General features: G+C 59.1%; 12 protein-coding genes and 1 tRNA gene. 6 read left to right on the top strand and 7 right to left on the bottom strand.

Going from position 1 to position 16,507, the window contains the following annotated elements:
* Positions 1-37: 37 nt before the first annotated feature.
* Together AB3Y40_RS08115 and gyrA are read right to left on the bottom strand one after the other, a co-directional pair.
* Positions 38-742 (bottom strand): porin, encoded by a 705-nt coding sequence (locus AB3Y40_RS08115; protein WP_369438286.1) that lies wholly within the window; start codon positions 740-742, stop codon positions 38-40.
* A 101-nt stretch (positions 743-843) separates the two neighbouring features.
* Positions 844-3,594 (bottom strand): DNA gyrase subunit A, encoded by a 2,751-nt coding sequence (gene gyrA, locus AB3Y40_RS08110; RefSeq protein ID WP_369438285.1) that lies wholly within the window; start codon positions 3,592-3,594, stop codon positions 844-846.
* A gap of 187 nt (positions 3,595-3,781) precedes the next feature.
* Here gyrA and AB3Y40_RS08105 point away from each other — a divergent pair, with 187 nt between their 5' ends.
* Entirely contained in the window at positions 3,782-4,048 is a 267-nt protein-coding gene (locus tag AB3Y40_RS08105; protein WP_369438284.1) for an usg protein, read from the top strand.
* Between the two features lie 76 nt (positions 4,049-4,124).
* Here AB3Y40_RS08105 and AB3Y40_RS08100 read toward each other — a convergent pair whose 3' ends face one another.
* Together AB3Y40_RS08100 and rocF are read right to left on the bottom strand one after the other, a co-directional pair.
* Positions 4,125-5,174 (bottom strand): ornithine cyclodeaminase, encoded by a 1,050-nt coding sequence (locus AB3Y40_RS08100; protein ID WP_369439624.1) that lies wholly within the window; start codon positions 5,172-5,174, stop codon positions 4,125-4,127.
* Between the two features lie 5 nt (positions 5,175-5,179).
* Positions 5,180-6,106, bottom strand: a complete 927-nt coding sequence (gene rocF / locus AB3Y40_RS08095; RefSeq protein ID WP_369438283.1) for an arginase — start codon at positions 6,104-6,106, stop codon at positions 5,180-5,182.
* An 86-nt stretch (positions 6,107-6,192) separates the two neighbouring features.
* Here rocF and AB3Y40_RS08090 point away from each other — a divergent pair, with 86 nt between their 5' ends.
* A complete protein-coding gene (locus AB3Y40_RS08090) occupies positions 6,193-6,612 on the top strand; it encodes an Lrp/AsnC family transcriptional regulator (protein WP_369439623.1) in 420 nt (139 codons plus the stop codon).
* A gap of 32 nt (positions 6,613-6,644) precedes the next feature.
* Here AB3Y40_RS08090 and AB3Y40_RS08085 read toward each other — a convergent pair whose 3' ends face one another.
* Together AB3Y40_RS08085 and AB3Y40_RS08080 are read right to left on the bottom strand one after the other, a co-directional pair.
* The gene (locus AB3Y40_RS08085) at positions 6,645-7,091 is read right to left on the bottom strand and encodes a disulfide bond formation protein B (RefSeq protein WP_369438282.1); all 447 of its coding nucleotides are present in this window, start codon (positions 7,089-7,091) and stop codon (positions 6,645-6,647) included.
* Positions 7,088-7,666, bottom strand: coding sequence for a YqaA family protein (locus tag AB3Y40_RS08080; protein ID WP_369438281.1), 579 nt, complete (start codon positions 7,664-7,666; stop codon positions 7,088-7,090). The genes AB3Y40_RS08085 and AB3Y40_RS08080 overlap by 4 nt, the downstream gene beginning before the upstream one ends.
* Positions 7,667-7,783: 117 nt before the next feature.
* Here AB3Y40_RS08080 and ypfJ point away from each other — a divergent pair, with 117 nt between their 5' ends.
* From ypfJ to AB3Y40_RS08060, 4 genes are all read left to right on the top strand, one after another.
* Entirely contained in the window at positions 7,784-8,623 is an 840-nt protein-coding gene (gene ypfJ, locus AB3Y40_RS08075; RefSeq protein ID WP_369438280.1) for a KPN_02809 family neutral zinc metallopeptidase, read from the top strand.
* Positions 8,624-8,677: 54 nt separating this feature from the next.
* Positions 8,678-8,763: transfer RNA gene (locus tag AB3Y40_RS08070), tRNA-Leu, on the top strand.
* 694 nt (positions 8,764-9,457) lie between these two features.
* A complete protein-coding gene (locus AB3Y40_RS08065) occupies positions 9,458-14,350 on the top strand; it encodes a Hint domain-containing protein (RefSeq protein WP_369438279.1) in 4,893 nt (1,630 codons plus the stop codon).
* A gap of 229 nt (positions 14,351-14,579) precedes the next feature.
* The gene (locus AB3Y40_RS08060) at positions 14,580-15,809 is read left to right on the top strand and encodes a Hint domain-containing protein (RefSeq protein WP_369438278.1); all 1,230 of its coding nucleotides are present in this window, start codon (positions 14,580-14,582) and stop codon (positions 15,807-15,809) included.
* Here AB3Y40_RS08060 and AB3Y40_RS08055 read toward each other — a convergent pair.
* The gene (locus AB3Y40_RS08055) at positions 15,795-16,382 is read right to left on the bottom strand and encodes a nucleotidyltransferase family protein (RefSeq protein WP_369438277.1); all 588 of its coding nucleotides are present in this window, start codon (positions 16,380-16,382) and stop codon (positions 15,795-15,797) included. The genes AB3Y40_RS08060 and AB3Y40_RS08055 overlap by 15 nt on opposite strands.
* Between the last annotated feature and the right edge of the window lie 125 nt (positions 16,383-16,507).

Genomic DNA, 16,507 nt, shown 5'->3' with positions numbered 1-16,507 from the left:
CCGTGATCTAGCGGGCATGAGCGATCTTGCAAAGGGTTTAGAAGCCCGGAAGGATTTCAAACAGGCTGCGCTGGTCAAATGTGGTGCCGCGATTGGCGCCAAAGGCAACTTCTGCACCGATCGTGATAAAGGTCTGGTCAGCGCTCGTGCCGCCAGCTTCGCCCGAAACATTGCCGAGCTTGGCATAGACGCTGGGCCCTGCGGACAGGTCGTATTGCGCACCAATGGCGGCCTGGCTCAGCGACACGTCGCCTTCGCTGGCGCGGTCATATTCGGCGATCACCGAGAAACCGTTCGACAGGCCGTAAGCACCATCAAGACCGAAGAGGTTCACTGTGTCTGTACCGTCATCAGCACGGCCAATGTAGCCACCCACGGTGCCGCCCATAAACTCTGTCCCGCCTTCAATGCCGTAGACATCGGAATTGGCATCTTCGATCCAGTCGCGGCCAAAAAAGACGCCGGCCGTGGCAGAATCAGAGATATGATAGATCCCGTGCAGCGTCGCACTGCTGAGGGATGTGTCAATGTTATCAAGCTTGTAGCCCGAGACATCGACGCCAACAGCGAATTGACGGTTGATTGAATATTCTAGCCCACCAGAATATGTAGTGCCGCCGAAATCGGTGCCGTCTGTGGGGGCGCTATATTCTATTCCCAATTGACCCGACAGGCTTTGCGCCGCGACGGGGGTGCTGACCACTGCAAGAACAGCGGCAGCGATAACTGCTTTGTGTGACATTTGCTCGCCTCAATTTTCCATGGGGCTTTTGCCGCCCCTTGAGGCACAATTTATGCGGTCATCGGGAATCTGACAAGCAAATCATGAGGATGCGCGCGGCATTATGCCTCTATCGCATCCTCTGTGTCATCTTCGTCACCCTGATCAGCAATCCAGGCCACGCTGACAACTTCTTCGCCCTTGGCGGTGTCAAAGACCTTCACGCCACCAGCGCCGCGACTGCGGAAGCTGATACCGTCGACAGGCACGCGGATGGATTGGCCAGTCGAGGTGACCAGCATGATCTGGTCAGACATCTCAACCGGGAATGACGTGACCAATTGGCCGCCGCGCATCGCCTTGTCCATTGCGGCCACGCCCATGCCGCCGCGTCCGCGGACAGGATAATCATGTGATGACGATAGCTTACCGGACCCTTTTGATGTAATCGTCAGGATCAGATTTTCAGCCGCCGACATCTCTGCATAACGCTCCTGACTGATTGCACCGGCTGGCACGTCTTCTTCATCGTCAGTTTCCGCGTCGTCGGTCAGACCCGCCATGGCGCGGCGCATCTTGAGGTAAGCGGCGCGCTCATCGGCTTCGGCATCGAAGTGGCGGATGATCGACATTGAGACGACACGATCGTCACCATTCAGCTTGATGCCGCGAACACCAACCGATGCACGTGAATTGAAGACCCGCACGTCAGTCGCCGGAAAGCGGATTGCCCGACCTGAATTGGTCACCAACATCACATCGTCGTCGTTGGACGCAATACGCGCATTGATCAGTGTTGTGCCTTCGTGTTCGCCTTCGAACTTCATGGCAATCTTGCCGTTCGACTTCACATTTGTGAAGTCTGACAATGCGTTACGTCGCACAGTTCCAGCGGACGTGGAAAACACGACTTGCAGATCGTCCCATTCATCCTCTGGCCGGTCGACGGGCATGATGGCGGCAATGGTGACACCTGCGGGGATTGGCAGGATGTTCACGATTGCCTTGCCTTTGGCAGTTCGACTGCCAAGCGGCAAGCGCCAAGTCTTAAGCTTGTAAACCATGCCGTCAGTGGTGAAAAACAAAAGTTGCGTATGGGTATTCGCCACAAAGAGGGTCGTGACGACGTCTTCTTCCTTGGTCTGCATCGAAGCGAGGCCCTTGCCACCGCGCCGCTGCTGACGGAAATCGGCCAATGCTGTGCGCTTGATGTAACCACCAGAGGTGACGGTGACGACCATGTCCTCTTGCTCGATCAGGTCTTCATCGTCCATGTCGCCAGACCAGTCGACAATCTCTGTTCTGCGGGGCACGGCAAAAAGGTCTTTGACCTCGTGTAGCTCGTCACGGATGATCTGCATGATACGGTCGCGCGAGCCAAGAATTTCAAGGTATTCCTTGATCTTACCGGCCAACTCTTCAAGTTCGTCGGTGACTTCTTTCACACCAATCTGTGTCAATCGCTGCAAGCGCAATTCTAGGATCGCACGGGCTTGCGTCTCCGACAAATTGTAGGTGCCATCGTCGTTGGCGGTGTGGGTCGGATCATCGATCAGGGCGATGTATTGAAGGATTTGATGCGCAGGCCAGCGGCGCGTCATCAGCTTTTCGCGGGCTTCTGCTGCATCTGCCGATTGGCGGATCGTATTGACCACCTCGTCGATGTTGCTGACGGCAACTGCCAGACCACACAGGATATGGCTCCGTTCGCGAGCTTTGCGCAACTCAAACGCGGTGCGTCGGGCGACGACATCTTCGCGGAAGTCGATGAAGGCAGTCAGGAAACCGCGCAGCGTGAGCGTTTCGGGTCGGCCGCCATTCAGCGCCAGCATGTTACAGGCAAAGTTTGTCTGCATTGGCGAGAAACGGAATAATTGGTTCAGCACCACTTCTGCGGTGGCATCGCGCTTCAGTTCGACAACAACGCGCACACCATTGCGATCAGATTCGTCCTGAACGTGGGCGATACCTTCAATCCGCTTTTCGCGGGCGGCTTCGGCGATCTTGTCAATCATGGACGCCTTGTTCACCTGGTAAGGCACCTCGGTGATGACAATAGCCCAACGATCCTTACGAATTTCTTCCGTATGCGTGCGGGCGCGCATGATGACGCTGCCACGCCCTTCCAGATACGCTTTCCGCGCGCCAGAACGGCCCAGCATGATGCCACCAGTGGGAAAGTCGGGGCCGGGCACGATTTCAATCAGTTGCTCGATCGAAAGGTCCGGTTCATCAATCAGCGCAAGGGTTGCATCAACGACCTCGCCCAGATTGTGGGGCGGGATATTGGTGGCCATGCCCACGGCAATACCGCCCGCACCGTTGACCAGCATGTTCGGAAAACGTGCAGGTAAAACAGTGGGTTCACGGTCCTTGCCGTCGTAGTTGTCCTGAAAATCAACGGTGTCTTTGTCGATATCGGCCAGCAGATAAGCGGCCGGCTTGTCCATACGGACCTCGGTGTAGCGCATCGCGGCGGGGTTATCGCCGTCCATTGAGCCAAAGTTGCCCTGACCATCCAAGAGCGGCAGCGACATGGAAAAATCCTGCGCCATACGGACCAAAGCCTCGTAGATGGCGCTGTCGCCATGCGGGTGGTATTTACCCATGACATCACCGACCGGACGCGCCGACTTACGGTATGATTTATCATGAGAATTTCCGGTTTCGTGCATCGCATAGAGGATGCGCCGATGCACCGGTTTTAGTCCGTCGCGGAGGTCGGGGATGGCGCGGGAGACGATGACTGACATGGCGTAGTCGAGGTAGGACGTGCGCATTTCCTCGATGATCGACACTGTCGGGCCGTCGTACGCGGGGCGTTCGGGCGGCATTTCTTCATCGTTTTCAGGGGTTTCCGGAGTGTCGCTCACGCTGGGGGCCTGTCTGCTATATTTTGTTCACCAAACCATATCAGACACCGGATATGGGGTGCAATGGCAGATGTCCCGCACGGCTGGCAGCCATCGAGGGAGAGCGATAACAATCTGTTTTCATTGACTTTTAATCTGCCTGTGGTTGGATTTACCCAAGACCCATCGCAAAGTATGGAGCAGGCAAATGTCTCAGGAAACCGAAATGATGCTGAAAGGCTATGGCTTGACGACGGCAGAGATATTCTATCACATGCCGGATTTTCCGCATGTTATCAACACCTTCGTCTGGCAAGAGTATGACCAGGCCCCCGATCACACCAGATTGCTGACCTTCATCGACTTCTGGCGGGAGGAGATCGAGGGACCGCTACATTCGGTACGGTTTGTGCACCGCAAGATGATTGCCGCTGGCGAATGGCGGCATGTCACAGGTGAGTTCACTTATCATTAACCCCGCAAAACGCACGGGATGCACAAAGGATGCACATCCCATGCACATGCCATGCAGGTCCAGGTATTAACGCGCGTTAACCCGCACGTTGTAGCATGCCAAACAGATCGCGCGGATCGTCGGGATCAGCAACAAAATCAAGATCAAGATAAAAGTCTGTCCCTTTGATTTTGCTATGAATATAGCGCAAAGCGGAAAAATCCTCGATCGCGAATCCAACCCCGTCAAAGAGCGTGATTTCGGTTAACGCCGCCCTTCCAGACGCCTTGCCCGTTAACACTTTCCAAAGCTCGGTCACGGGGTGGTCGGGATCCATCTGCTGGATCTCGCCTTCGACCCGTGTTTGCGGTGGGTATTCCACAAACACGGAGGACCGCGCGACGATGTCGCGGTGCAGTTCGGTCTTGCCCGGACAATCCCCCCCAATGGCGTTGATATGGACACCAGCCCCCACAAGGTTGTCAGTCAGGATTGTCTGCATGTCCTTGTCGGCGGTGGCAGTGGTGATGATGTCTGCGCCCTCGATCACCTCTTCGATGGAGCGGCAGGGGACAAGGGTCAAACCATGTCCAGCCAGATTGTCCATCGCCTTTGCCGTGGCTGCGGGATCGACGTCATAAAGCCGGAAGGTGTCCACACCACAGACCGCGCTGATGGCGAGGCACTGAAATTCTGACTGTGCGCCATTGCCGATCATCGCCATGGTGCGGCTGTCAGGACGGGCGAGCGCGCGGGTGGCAACGGCGGACATCGCAGCGGTGCGCATGGCAGTGAGCATGGTCATTTCGGACAGCAGAACCGGGTAGCCAGTATAAACCTCTGCCAGCAGGCCAAAGGCGGTCACGGTTTGCAGGCCTTCTTTCATGTTTTTGGGGTGGCCGTTGACATATTTGAAGCCATAGAGATCGCCGTCAGAGGTGGGCATCAGCTCGATCACGCCGACATCGGAATGGCTGCCGATGCGCGGTGTCTTGTCAAAGCTTTCCCAGCGGGCAAAATCCTCGGTTATGGCCTCGGCCAATTCGCGCAGCATCGTCTTGATCCCGATATGGTGGATCAGCTTCATCATGTTGTCGACAGAGACAAAGGGCACATAGGCGAGTTTTGACGGGGCGAGGTTTGTCATCTTGTTCATCCGTGGCTCCGGGTTGGGCGGTCAAAGACGCGGCGGCCCAAAAGGGACGCGGTCAAGTCCACCATGAGCGAGGCAGTGCGCCCGCGTTCATCAAGGAAGGGGTTGAGTTCAACGAGGTCGAGCGAGCCGACAAGGCCGCTATCAGAGAGCATTTCCATCACAAGGTGGCCTTCGCGGACGGTGGCACCGCCGGGGACGGTTGTACCGACAGCGGGGGCGACGGAAGGATCAAGGAAATCCACATCCAGTGAGACATGCAGCACGCCGTTTGCGGCCCTGACCCGGTCAAGGAAGGCCGCGAGCGGTTTGGCAATGCCGCTTTCGTCGATCATCCGCATATCGACCACGTCGATGTCCATGTCCTGCAGCATCTGATGTTCTGGCGGGTCGATGGACCGCAGGCCAATCATGCAGATGTTCGCGGGATCGACGGGCGCTTTCAGCGGTGGGAAGGCGTCAAAACCGGGGCGGCCCGTGACATAGCCGACAGGCGTGCCGTGCAGGTTGCCGCTATCGGTGGTGTCGGGGGTGTTGATGTCGGAATGGGCATCGAGCCAAAGCACAAAGAACGGACGATCGGATTTGGCGTGATGGGCGGCCATGCCTGAGACAGTGCCAAGCGCCAGCGCGTGGTCGCCGCCCATGAAGATCGGCAGGCCATTGGGCGCCTGGGCTTCTGCCGCTTCGGCCAGTGCCACGGTCCAGCCGACATTGGCGGCGAGTTCATGCACCACCGGGTTTTTTGGCGGATCAACAGTGACGTCAGCCGGGGCGACGTTGCCAATATCAGTGACGGTGTGACCGAGGGCTGTGATCGCCTCTGCCAGGCCCGCGGTGCGATAGGCGTCAGGGCCCATCAGGCAGCCGCGGCGTTTCTTTCCGGCGTCCATTGGTGCGCCGATGAGGATGCAATGGTGTGTCATGAGGCGATGATTGCGCAGAATTGGGGGTATGCGAAGCCTGCAAATTGCGCATAATGGGCGCGGATTATACAAAACGGATGACCGGTATGGACAAAGTGGACAGTCGGCTGATTGCGGCACTGCGCCGGGACGGGCGGGCGAGCCTGTCGGCGCTGGCCGAAGCGGTGGGAATCACGCGGGCCACGGTGAAGGCCCGATTGGACCGGTTGCAGGCGGGTGGCGAGATTGCCGGGTTTACCGTGTTGACACGGGCTGATGTGGCACCGGACCCGGTACGCGGTTTGATGATGCTGGAGATTGCCGGCCGCGGTGCAGAACGGGTGCAAAGGGCGCTGGGGGTGCTGCCCGAGGTATTGGCGGTACATTCGACCAATGGCACATGGGATTTGATTGCCGAGATCGGGACTGAGACGCTGGAAGATTTTGACCGGGTGCTGACGGGGATCAGGCGGATGGATGCGATTACGCGGTCAGAGACGAACCTGTTGTTGTCGACGAAACGGTAACGGCGGCGGTTGTGCTGCGTGCCACGCGTTTGTCAGGTGCGGCGCAGTGCCATGATCCAGAGGATGCAAAGGAGTGCCGAGAAGAGTGCGTTCCAGCTGGGCATGGAAAGGCTTAGAAACTCCCACGACACCTGATCGCACATGATCAGCTGTGGTCCGTCAAGGGACAGCAGGTCACCGGTCAGCGCGTTGTCGTTGCCGGTGCAGGAAGAGGGGCCTTCCCACCAGCCACGCTCGACCCCTGTATGAAAGATGCCAAGGCCGCTGGTGATCGCGGTGGCCAGCGCGCCAAGGGCGGGCAGCAGCGGGCCGGTTACACGCAGGGCAATCAGACCGATGGCGATGGCGGCGTAGTGCGGCCAGCGCTGCCAGTGGCACATCTGGCAGGGCAGGTAGCCAAGGAATTGGAACACGAACGCCCCGGCGATCAGCGCCACCGACCCGGCGGTGGCCAGAAAGATCAGCGTGTTCCGGGTCATAGGAAGCCGATCAAGGCAAAGCCGCCGATCAGCAGGATGCAAGCGAGGGTGAACATCAGGGTCAGGCGTTTTTCGATGAAATCGCGGATCGGTTCGCCGAATTTCCACAGCAGGAGCGCGACAAGGTAGAAGCGGATCGCACGGGCGATGATCGACGAACCGATGAAGACCGGGAGCGACAGACCGGTCACGCCCGAGGCAATGGTGATGACCTTGAACGGCAGCATCGTCACGCCCGCCACGATCACGGCCCAGGCCCCGTATTGATTGAAGGTGGCCGACATCTCGGCAAAGCTGTCGCCCTTGCCATAAAGTTCGAGGATCGGGCGGCCGACGGATTCAAACAGGGCAAAGCCGATATAATAGCCCAGAAGCGCGCCCAGCACGGAAGCCACAAGGCAAACGGTGGCGATCAGGAAAGCACGGTTGGGACGGGCGATAATCATCGGGATCATCAGCACATCGGGTGGGATCGGGAAGAAAGAGGATTCCACGAAGGACACGATCGCAAGGAACCACAGCGCATGGGGCGATGCGGCCAGCGAAAGGGTCCAGTTGTAAAGGCTGCGGATCATTGGGCCGGCTGCGTTGGTTGCGTGCGCCTGCTTAGGCCATGGGGCGGGGACTGCGTCAACCTTGTGGGGCAAAGCATTTTGGCGCAACCTGTCACAAATGTGTGGGGGATCAGTATCATGAAGTGGCAAGGGCGCAGAGGCAGCCGGAATATTGAACGCCGGGGCGGTCGGGCGCGGTCGGTTGGTGGCGTTGGCGGGATCGCGGGTTTGCTGATCTTGCTGGCAGGGTGGTATTTCGGGTTCGACACCAGCGGGTTTGTCGACCTTGGCGGGCAGGGTGGCAGCCAGAGCGCCGAAGTCACAGAGGCCGATCTGGAGGCGGAGCAGTTCGTCTCGGTCGTGCTGGCGGACACAGAAGACGTTTGGGGTGAGTTGCTGCCGCAACAGGCGGGCATTCCTTATACAGAACCGACGCTGGTGATCTTCAAAGGGTCGGTGCAGTCGGGGTGCGGCGGGGCGACGGCGGCCTCTGGCCCGTTTTACTGTCCCGCAGACAACACCGCCTATCTGGACACGCAGTTTTTCACGACGCTGGCAAACCGGCTGGGCGCGCGGGGTGATTTTGCCGCGGCCTATGTGGTGGCGCATGAGATCGCACACCACGTCCAGAATGAGCTGGGCATTCTTGGGCAGGTCAACCAATTGCGCGCGCAGGTAAGCGAAGAGCAATCCAATGAGCTTTCGGTGCGCACTGAATTGCAGGCCGATTGCTTTTCTGGGATCTGGGCGCGCAAAGCGCAGGAAAAGTTCGCGTCATTGGAACGTGGCGATCTGGAAGAGGCGGTGAACGCCGCCAAGCAGATCGGCGATGACACTTTACAGCGCAACGCGGGCCGCACGGTGCAGCCGCACACCTTTACCCACGGCACATCAGAGCAGCGCCAGCGCTGGTTCGTGCGGGGACTGGAAAGCGGCGACATGAGCCAGTGCGACACCTTTTCGACCAACCAGCTGTAACCCTCGTTTGAGGCGTTGACGCCACGCGCGGCACGTCTTAGGAGGGTCGCGCTGGCCGATGTGGCGGAATGGTAGACGCAGGGGATTCAAAATCCCCCGATGGTAACATCGTGAGAGTTCGAGTCTCTCCATCGGCACCAACACCCTTTTGCGAAATCAACGCCCCAAATGGGCGATTGTGGCACACCGATCGTGTGCAAAGGCTTGCCGCATTCCTGACCGAATCAACTCAAAACCAGCGGGAAGTCGCGCACCTCTGTTTCGCGAAGGAGGGGTAATGGTGTAGATTTCGGCGCGTTGTTTGCCGGTGCGCAACAATTTTCGCAACGTCACTTGCAAACAAGGCACGATTTCGGCGGCAAGGTTAATCCCGCCACATTTGGCAGGGTTAACCCGGGGAGTGCCGCCAGATTCGCGAAAAACAGCTGTTTTCGGCACAAAATTTCATCAAACTTGAACGAAAGTTGGTAAATTTCGGCAGGTTTGCCAGGCAGGGGGCGCGACACCTTGTTTCAGGTTCTGCGCCAATAGCGCGGGAATCGCGTGAATGTTCTCAATTTGATGCGCGACCACTCATTTTTCCCTTTGCCCGGTAAGTTTCCGTTAGGTATGCCGGAGGAGCCCAACTGGGGGGCACATCGACCGATTGGGGCGGTCGAGCGGCGCGGTGTGTGCGCTGCAGAAGTGATGTCTGGTGTGTGTGGCGAAAGCCAAAAACGATCAGATCGAGCATAACGCGGCTTTGCCGTGTCCAAACTGGCGTGCGCTTGGCGGACGTCGGACCTAAACCAATTTGGGATGCGTGCGCGTGTTCCGGCCACTGGAGTTAATGGTATGACCAATCTGATCTATCTGGGCAATTTTGCAGACGTAGACCCCTATGAGAATGACTATGACGCTGAGCGCGGTCACGACCTTGAGGGGATCTCTGCCGGGACGGACGATCTTCAGATCGTATCGGTCTACCAGTATGACCATGAGAATGACGGTGTGATTTCCGACAACGAGCACACATGCGACTACATCGGCTATAGTGTCGGTGGCGGCACTGTTTACAATCAGACTGACAGCACACTTTTGGGCACTGTGGCCGTGACCCTGAAGGATGGCTCTGTAAAGCACGTCGAAGTTGTTCTGATCCAGCAGGACAATGGCGATCTGTTCGTGACTGAACTGCTGAACGACGGTTCCCTTGATGGATTGGAAATTGCCAACATCGAGATCACCGACATCACCGGCACCTGCTATTCGGGTTGGTATGCCAACCAGTCGGTTGACGGTGCGAGCATCTGCCCGGTCGAGACAAGCCATCTGGACGGTTATGTCGAAGGCACCGAAGGCAATGACGTGATCGACGCCAACTATACTGGCGACCCTGATGGCGATTGCATTGATGCCAACGACCAGATCCTGCCCGGCGAAGGCGTGAACGACGATATCGTGCTGGCCGGTGGCGGTGACGATCTGGTGCTGGCCGGTGACGGCAATGATGAGATTTACGGCGGTGAGGGTGATGACACCCTGTGCGGTCAGGATGGTGACGACACCGTTTATGGCGGTGACGGCAATGACATTCTTGAAGGGATGAACGACAACGATCTGTTGTTTGGCCAGGACGGTGACGATCGCATCTATGGTGATGCAGGTGATGACACCGCCGTGGGCGGCACGGGCGAGGATGACATCCGTGGCGGCAGCGGTGAAGACAAGCTTTATGGTGGGTTGGATGACGACACCATCAAGGGCGGGTCTGGTGACGACATGGCCTTTGGCGGTGCCGGTGATGACAACATTTCCGGCGGGTCGGGTGACGACATGCTGGTCGGCGGCGGCGTCAGCTTTGACGGCAAGCTGGATTTCAACGATCTGGACACGGGCGAGCTGGTCAATGGGCAGTACACCGGCAATGGTGTGCACATCTACAGTGCCGACCCGATGCACCCTGTCATGATTTTTGACACCGCGAACCCAACCGGTGGTGACAGCGATCTGGCGACCGGCAATCTGGGCAATGTGCTGATCCTGTCCGAGGACCGTGACGGCAACGACCCCGATGACAACGGTAGCGGTCGCGGTACGTTCGTCTTTGAATTTGACGGCCCGGCCCATGTCGGCAGCCTTGATTTCCTGGATATCGAGGGCGGTGCCTGGATCAAGATGTATGACGGTGACGGCAATCTGATCCGTCAGGTCGATACCGGCAGCACATCCAACAATGGCCAATTGAGCCAGACCATCAATCAGGATGGCGTGGTACGGATGGAAGTGATCATCCAGGGCTCTGGCGCGATTGACAACCTGTGCTACACGCTGGACGGCAATGCCGAAGATGGCGATGACGTCATTGATGGTGGCAGTGGCGATGACACCATTCTGGGTGGTGACGGCGACGATACGCTGGATGGCGGCGCAGACAGCGACGTGATCTTTGGCGGCAATGACGCAGACACCATTCTGGGCGGTGCGGGCGATACCGTTGACGGTGGTGCGGGTGGTGATGACCACGACGTGCTGGACCTGACCGGCAAGGGGCCGTTCTTTGTGGCAGGCCCCGGCGGCGTGGGCGATCCGATCCCGGACAGCAACGGCAACGGCATTGACGGCCAGATCGTCTTTGTCGATGGCGACGGCAATCCGACTGGCGAAGTGATTGATTTCGTCGAGATTGAAGAGATCATCGGCGACGAGATCAACCGCGGCCCAGATGCGGTAGACGATGGCTTTGACGCGGGCGAGGATGATGCGCCAGCCGACATCGGCAACGTGTTGGACAACGATAGCGACCCCGACGGCGATCCGCTGACCGTGGGCGAGGTGAACGGCGATCCGAACGCTGTTGGCACGCCGGTTGCGGGCGACAATGGTGGTCTGGTGACCATTGACGTAGACGGCAATGTCACGTTTGACCCCAATGGCGACTTTGAGGCGCTGGGTGAGGGCGAAGAGGCCACGACGACCGTGACCTACACCGTTGATGACGGGCAGGGCGGCACCGAAGAGGCGACCGTGACGATCACCGTGACCGGTGTGAATGACGGCCCGAACGCCGAAGACAGTGCCTATGTCGTGGATCAGGACGAAGCCGCAGGCGACGTCGACGCCAATGCGATCACCGATGACACGGGCGCAGGGGCTGACAGCGATCCCGAAGGTGATCCGCTGGACGTGGTTGCCGTAGCGGGTGCGGCCGGCAATGTCGGCAACGCGGTTGCGGGCGATAACGGTGGCCTCTTCACGATCAACGCGGATGGGTCGGTTGATTTCGACGCCAATGGCGAGTTTGACGCCCTGGGCGACGGTGAAAGTGCCACGACATCGGTGACTTACACGATTGCGGATCCTGATGGGGCAACGGACACGGCCACGGTGACATTCACCGTGACCGGCACCAATGATGACCCGGTTGCTGTGCGCAATGACTATGTTGCGAACTTTGACGAAGCGGCGGGCGACGTCGACGGGAATGTGCTGACCGACGACACCGGCGACGGTGTGGACAGCGACCCCGAGAACGATCCGCTGACTGTGGTGGGCGTCGGCGCGCCGAACAGCGGTGTGGGCACGGCTGTGGCCGGATCTGCTGGTGGTCTGTTCACCATTCTTGCGGATGGCACGATCGACTTTGACGCCAATGGCGAGTTTGACGATCTGGGTCTGAACGACACACGCACCACAACGGTCGAGTACACGATCTCTGACGGGAACGGCGGCACCAGCACGGCTGTGGCGACATTCACTGTCAGCGGGATCAATGATGGCACGGTGCAGGGCACCGATGGCGACGACATCATCAACCCCGACATCCCATACGTGGATGCCGATGGGGATGTGGTCGACAACAACGACGCAATCCTGCCCGGCGATACCGGCAACGATGACCTGATCCTTGGCTTTGGTGGCAATGACAGCATTGACGCAGGCGACGGCGATGACCGGGTCTTTGGCGGTGACGGCAATGACACCATCGACGGCGGCGTCGGCAACGACGGTCTGGTTGGTGACGATGGAGATGACATCATCGAAGGCAATGACGGCGACGACATGCTGTTCGGCAATGCGGGCAACGACCAGTTGTTCGGTGGCGACGGCATGGACAAGCTGGAAGGCGGCACTGGCGACGACCTGCTGGAAGGCGGCGACGGCAATGACGATCTGTGGGCCGGCGCGGGCAACGACCGCGTGGTCGGTGGCGACGGTGACGATGTAGCCAATGGCGGCAGCGGCAACGACGTGATCCTTGGCAATGCAGGCAACGACACGCTTGACGGTGCCAGCGGTGACGACACGATCCGCGGCGGCGAGGGCGATGACAGCATCGACGGCAGCTTTGGCAACGACAGCATTGTCGGCGGCGAAGGCAATGATGTGGTCGACGGTGGCAACGGCAATGACGTGATCAACACGGGCAACCACGCTGATCCGGCCTTTGACAACCCCTATCCGGGGCTGGGTGCGCCGGATGCCGATCCAAACAACGACCTTGATACGGTGTTTGGCGGATTGGGTGACGACACCATCCTGACCGGCGACGATGCCGACAGCATCGACGGTGGCGGTGGCCGCGACTTTATCGACGCAGGGATCGACAACGATATCGTGGATGCAGGCACCGGGAATGACACCGTGATTGGTGGCGAGGGTGTCGACCTGATCGACGGCGGTGACGGCGATGATGTCCTTTATGGCGGACTGGACAACGACACGTTCGACATTGTGGACACGGACCCCGATGGCAACCCAGTTGACCTGCTGCCTGGCAACAACATCGACACCATCGAAGGTGGCGCTGGCAATGACACGATCTTTGGTCGCGACGATGCGGACGTGCTGTTTGGTGGCACCGGCAACGACGTCATCGACGGTGGCATCGACAACGATGTGATCACCGGTGGCGAAGGCGAAGATGAACTGTTCGGTGGACAGGGCAGCGATACCTTCCTGGGCGGCAACGGCGGCGACGTTGTGGTCGGTGGTGAAGATACCCCAAGCGGCACCTTCCCCGACGGCGCAGACATCGACGTGTTGGACCTGACCGGCTCCAACGTTGAACGCATCGAGTATGTGCCCGGCGACCCCGAGGCCGGTACCGTGTTCTTCATGGATGGCACGACGATGACCTTCTCGGAAATCGAGAACGTGATCCCATGCTTCACACCGGGCACGACAATTGCCACGCCACGTGGTGAGCGGCTGGTCGAAGAGCTTCAGGTTGGTGACAAGGTCATCACCCGTGACAACGGCATCCAGGAAATTGCCTGGGTCGGTCACAAGGCGATGAACGGCCGACAGTTGGCGGCGAACCCGCATCTGAAGCCGATCCTGATCAAGGCCGGTTCGCTGGGTCAGGGCCTGCCAGAGCGTGACATGCTGGTATCCCCGAACCACCGTGTGCTGGTCGCGTCGGACAAAACGCAGCTTTACTTTGAAGAGCGTGAAGTTCTGGCCGCAGCCAAGCACATGACCGGAGCCGACGGGATCCATGCGGTTAACGTGATGCAGACCACCTATGTGCACTTCATGTTCGAACGCCACGAAGTGGTGCTGTCGAACGGAGCCTGGACCGAAAGCTTCCAGCCCGGCGACTACAGCCTGAAAGGCATCGGTAACAGCCAGCGGAACGAAATCCTTGAGCTGTTCCCGGAGCTGGCGACCACCACAGGTCTGGAAGGCTATCAGGCGGCTCGCAAGGCGCTGAAAAAGCACGAAGCGCGCCTGCTGATGAAGTAAGACATGCAGCTTGTCGCCCGCGCATTTTCGCGGGGACACGAGAGCAGGGGTTGCCGAAAGGCAGCCCCTGTTTCCGTTTGCGAAACAAAAGGGGCGCAATAATCGCGAATGTTCGCGCATTCCAAACAGATCTTGCCCGAAACCTGCCGATCAGAGCCACACACGTCAAAGTTGATTTGCAATTAAAGATCTTCCCCGCAAAATGCCTGCGTGAATGCATAGGTAGGTCATGCTGCATGTTGCAGTGCTTTTGCGCGAGGACGTGATGCCGACCAAATTTGGAACAACGGGCAATGACACGCTGATTGGCAGCCAAAACCAAGATACGCTGGCCGGTTTAGAGGGCGATGACACGCTTTTGGGCGGCAATGGTCAGGACCGCCTTTATGGCGGTGATGGCGATGACAGCCTTGATGGGGGACAGGGCGAAGACAAGCTTTATGGTGGCGCAGGTGACGATAGCCTGAATGGCGGCCAAGGGCAGGACAAGCTTTATGGCGGTGCGGGCAACGATGTTATCGACAGCGGTGATACAGCTGACAACAAGGGCGTTGACCGGGTCTATGGTGGTGAAGGTGATGATACGCTCATTTCGTCGGGCAATCAGGACAAGCTTTATGGCGGGTCCCAGAGCGACGGCTTTGTCATCATCTCTGACGGATCGAATTTCAACAATCTGTTTGTTTACGGCGGCGAGGATGATGACGGCGCAGATCAGGACGTTTTGGACCTGCGTCAGCTGCAGGCGGATTACCCAGACCTTGACGTCATTTATGAAAAGGGTGGTCCCGGTGATGAAGACGGGCGCATCCTGCTCAAGACGGCCCCCGGTGGGCGCGAGTTGGGGCGCATACGCTACACGGGCATTGAGAAGGTGGTGATCTGTTTCACACCGGGCACGGCGATTGCGACGCCCAAGGGCGAAGTGCCGGTTGAGGATTTGCAGCCCGGCGACCGGGTCCTGACGCGCGACAATGGCATTCAGGAATTGGTCTGGGTGGGCGGGCGTGATCTGACGCAGTTGGACCTGCGCCGGACGCCGGGTTTACAGCCGGTGCTGATCCGGGCGGGCAGTCTGGGCCCCAATGTGCCAGAGCGGGATTTGCTGGTCTCGCCCAATCACCGGATGCTGGTGACAGAGCCGCGCGCGGCTTTGTATTTTGAGGACAGCGAAGTTTTGGCAGCGGCCAAGCATCTGACATCACTGAACGGCGTGGATCAGGTGCAGATGGATGCGGTGCGTTACGTGCATCTGATGTGCGCGCGCCACGAGGTTGTTTTGTCGAACGGTGCCTGGACCGAGAGTTTTCAGCCCGGTGATTACAGCCTGCGCGGCATGGATCAGGCGCAGCGGGCCGAGATTTATGATCTGTTTCCAGCGTTGGAAGCCGGAGATGCCGAGATGCCAGGCGCGCGGCGGGCGCTGAAGGCGCATGAGACGAAGCTATTGCTGCGCTAAGCGCCAGGCGGCCCAATCGGCAGGTGTATCAAGGTCGCGGCGGGCGCGGTCGCCGATCACTGTCAGATGGGTGCGGCCCTGCAGCGGGTTCACGAGGGTTTCGCCGCCGCTGTCGCCGGAAAGCTGCCCGAAGTCCGGGCGCAGGGATGCATCAAAGATGATTGGATGGCCGGGCTTGCCTGCGCGGGTGGCACCGCGCCAGATCAGGTTATCCGGGTTGGCTGCGCGCGCGGCAAGTACTGCGCGCAGATCGGCGGCGGTCAGGTCGGGCAGGTCTGCCAGCAGCAGCATGAAGGCGGGGCAATCGGGCAGCTGTGCCACCCCGGCGCGCAGGGTGCCAGACATGCCCTCTGCAGCGTCCGGCGTGACAAATGGGGTGACGGGCAGCCCGTCGAGTGCGGCAAGGCGGGCGGTTTGGCCGGGGCCAAGGACGACGTGGACGTCAGTTGCGACCTCAAGCGCGGTATCGGTGACGTGCCGCAAGAGCGGCCTGCCATGGGCCATCTGCAAGAGCTTGTCGGCGCCTTGCATGCGCGCGGATTTTCCAGCGGCGAGGATCAGGACGGGGATCATGGGAGCAGACTAACGCTTGTGTTTGCGAGGGTCCATTTTCTGACGCAGAAAATGGGCGCGGGTTGCAGCGGTGGGCGGTGTTCAAGTGGGTATGTCGCCGGAGGTGTTGGAGCCTCCGGCGGGCA

Origin of the sequence: Yoonia sp. R2331 (assembly GCF_041103235.1) — a bacterium.
Classification (GTDB): domain Bacteria; phylum Pseudomonadota; class Alphaproteobacteria; order Rhodobacterales; family Rhodobacteraceae; genus CANMYO01.
This window is presented reverse-complemented; position numbering and strand designations above follow the sequence as displayed.

Excerpts from the sequence above, each read along its gene's own strand:
- AB3Y40_RS08115 (WP_369438286.1), bottom strand. The coding sequence starts at position 742 with ATGTCACACAAAGCAGTTATCGCTGCCGCTGTTCTTGCAGTGGTCAGC.
- AB3Y40_RS08105 (WP_369438284.1), top strand. The coding sequence starts at position 3,782 with ATGTCTCAGGAAACCGAAATGATGCTGAAAGGCTATGGCTTGACGACG.
- AB3Y40_RS08100 (WP_369439624.1), bottom strand. The coding sequence starts at position 5,174 with ATGACAAACCTCGCCCCGTCAAAACTCGCCTATGTGCCCTTTGTCTCT.
- rocF (WP_369438283.1), bottom strand. The coding sequence starts at position 6,106 with ATGACACACCATTGCATCCTCATCGGCGCACCAATGGACGCCGGAAAG.
- AB3Y40_RS08090 (WP_369439623.1), top strand. The coding sequence starts at position 6,193 with ATGGACAAAGTGGACAGTCGGCTGATTGCGGCACTGCGCCGGGACGGG.
- AB3Y40_RS08085 (WP_369438282.1), bottom strand. The coding sequence starts at position 7,091 with ATGACCCGGAACACGCTGATCTTTCTGGCCACCGCCGGGTCGGTGGCG.
- AB3Y40_RS08080 (WP_369438281.1), bottom strand. The coding sequence starts at position 7,666 with ATGATCCGCAGCCTTTACAACTGGACCCTTTCGCTGGCCGCATCGCCC.
- ypfJ (WP_369438280.1), top strand. The coding sequence starts at position 7,784 with ATGAAGTGGCAAGGGCGCAGAGGCAGCCGGAATATTGAACGCCGGGGC.
- AB3Y40_RS08065 (WP_369438279.1), top strand. The coding sequence starts at position 9,458 with ATGACCAATCTGATCTATCTGGGCAATTTTGCAGACGTAGACCCCTAT.
- AB3Y40_RS08060 (WP_369438278.1), top strand. The coding sequence starts at position 14,580 with ATGCTGCATGTTGCAGTGCTTTTGCGCGAGGACGTGATGCCGACCAAA.
- AB3Y40_RS08055 (WP_369438277.1), bottom strand. The coding sequence starts at position 16,382 with ATGATCCCCGTCCTGATCCTCGCCGCTGGAAAATCCGCGCGCATGCAA.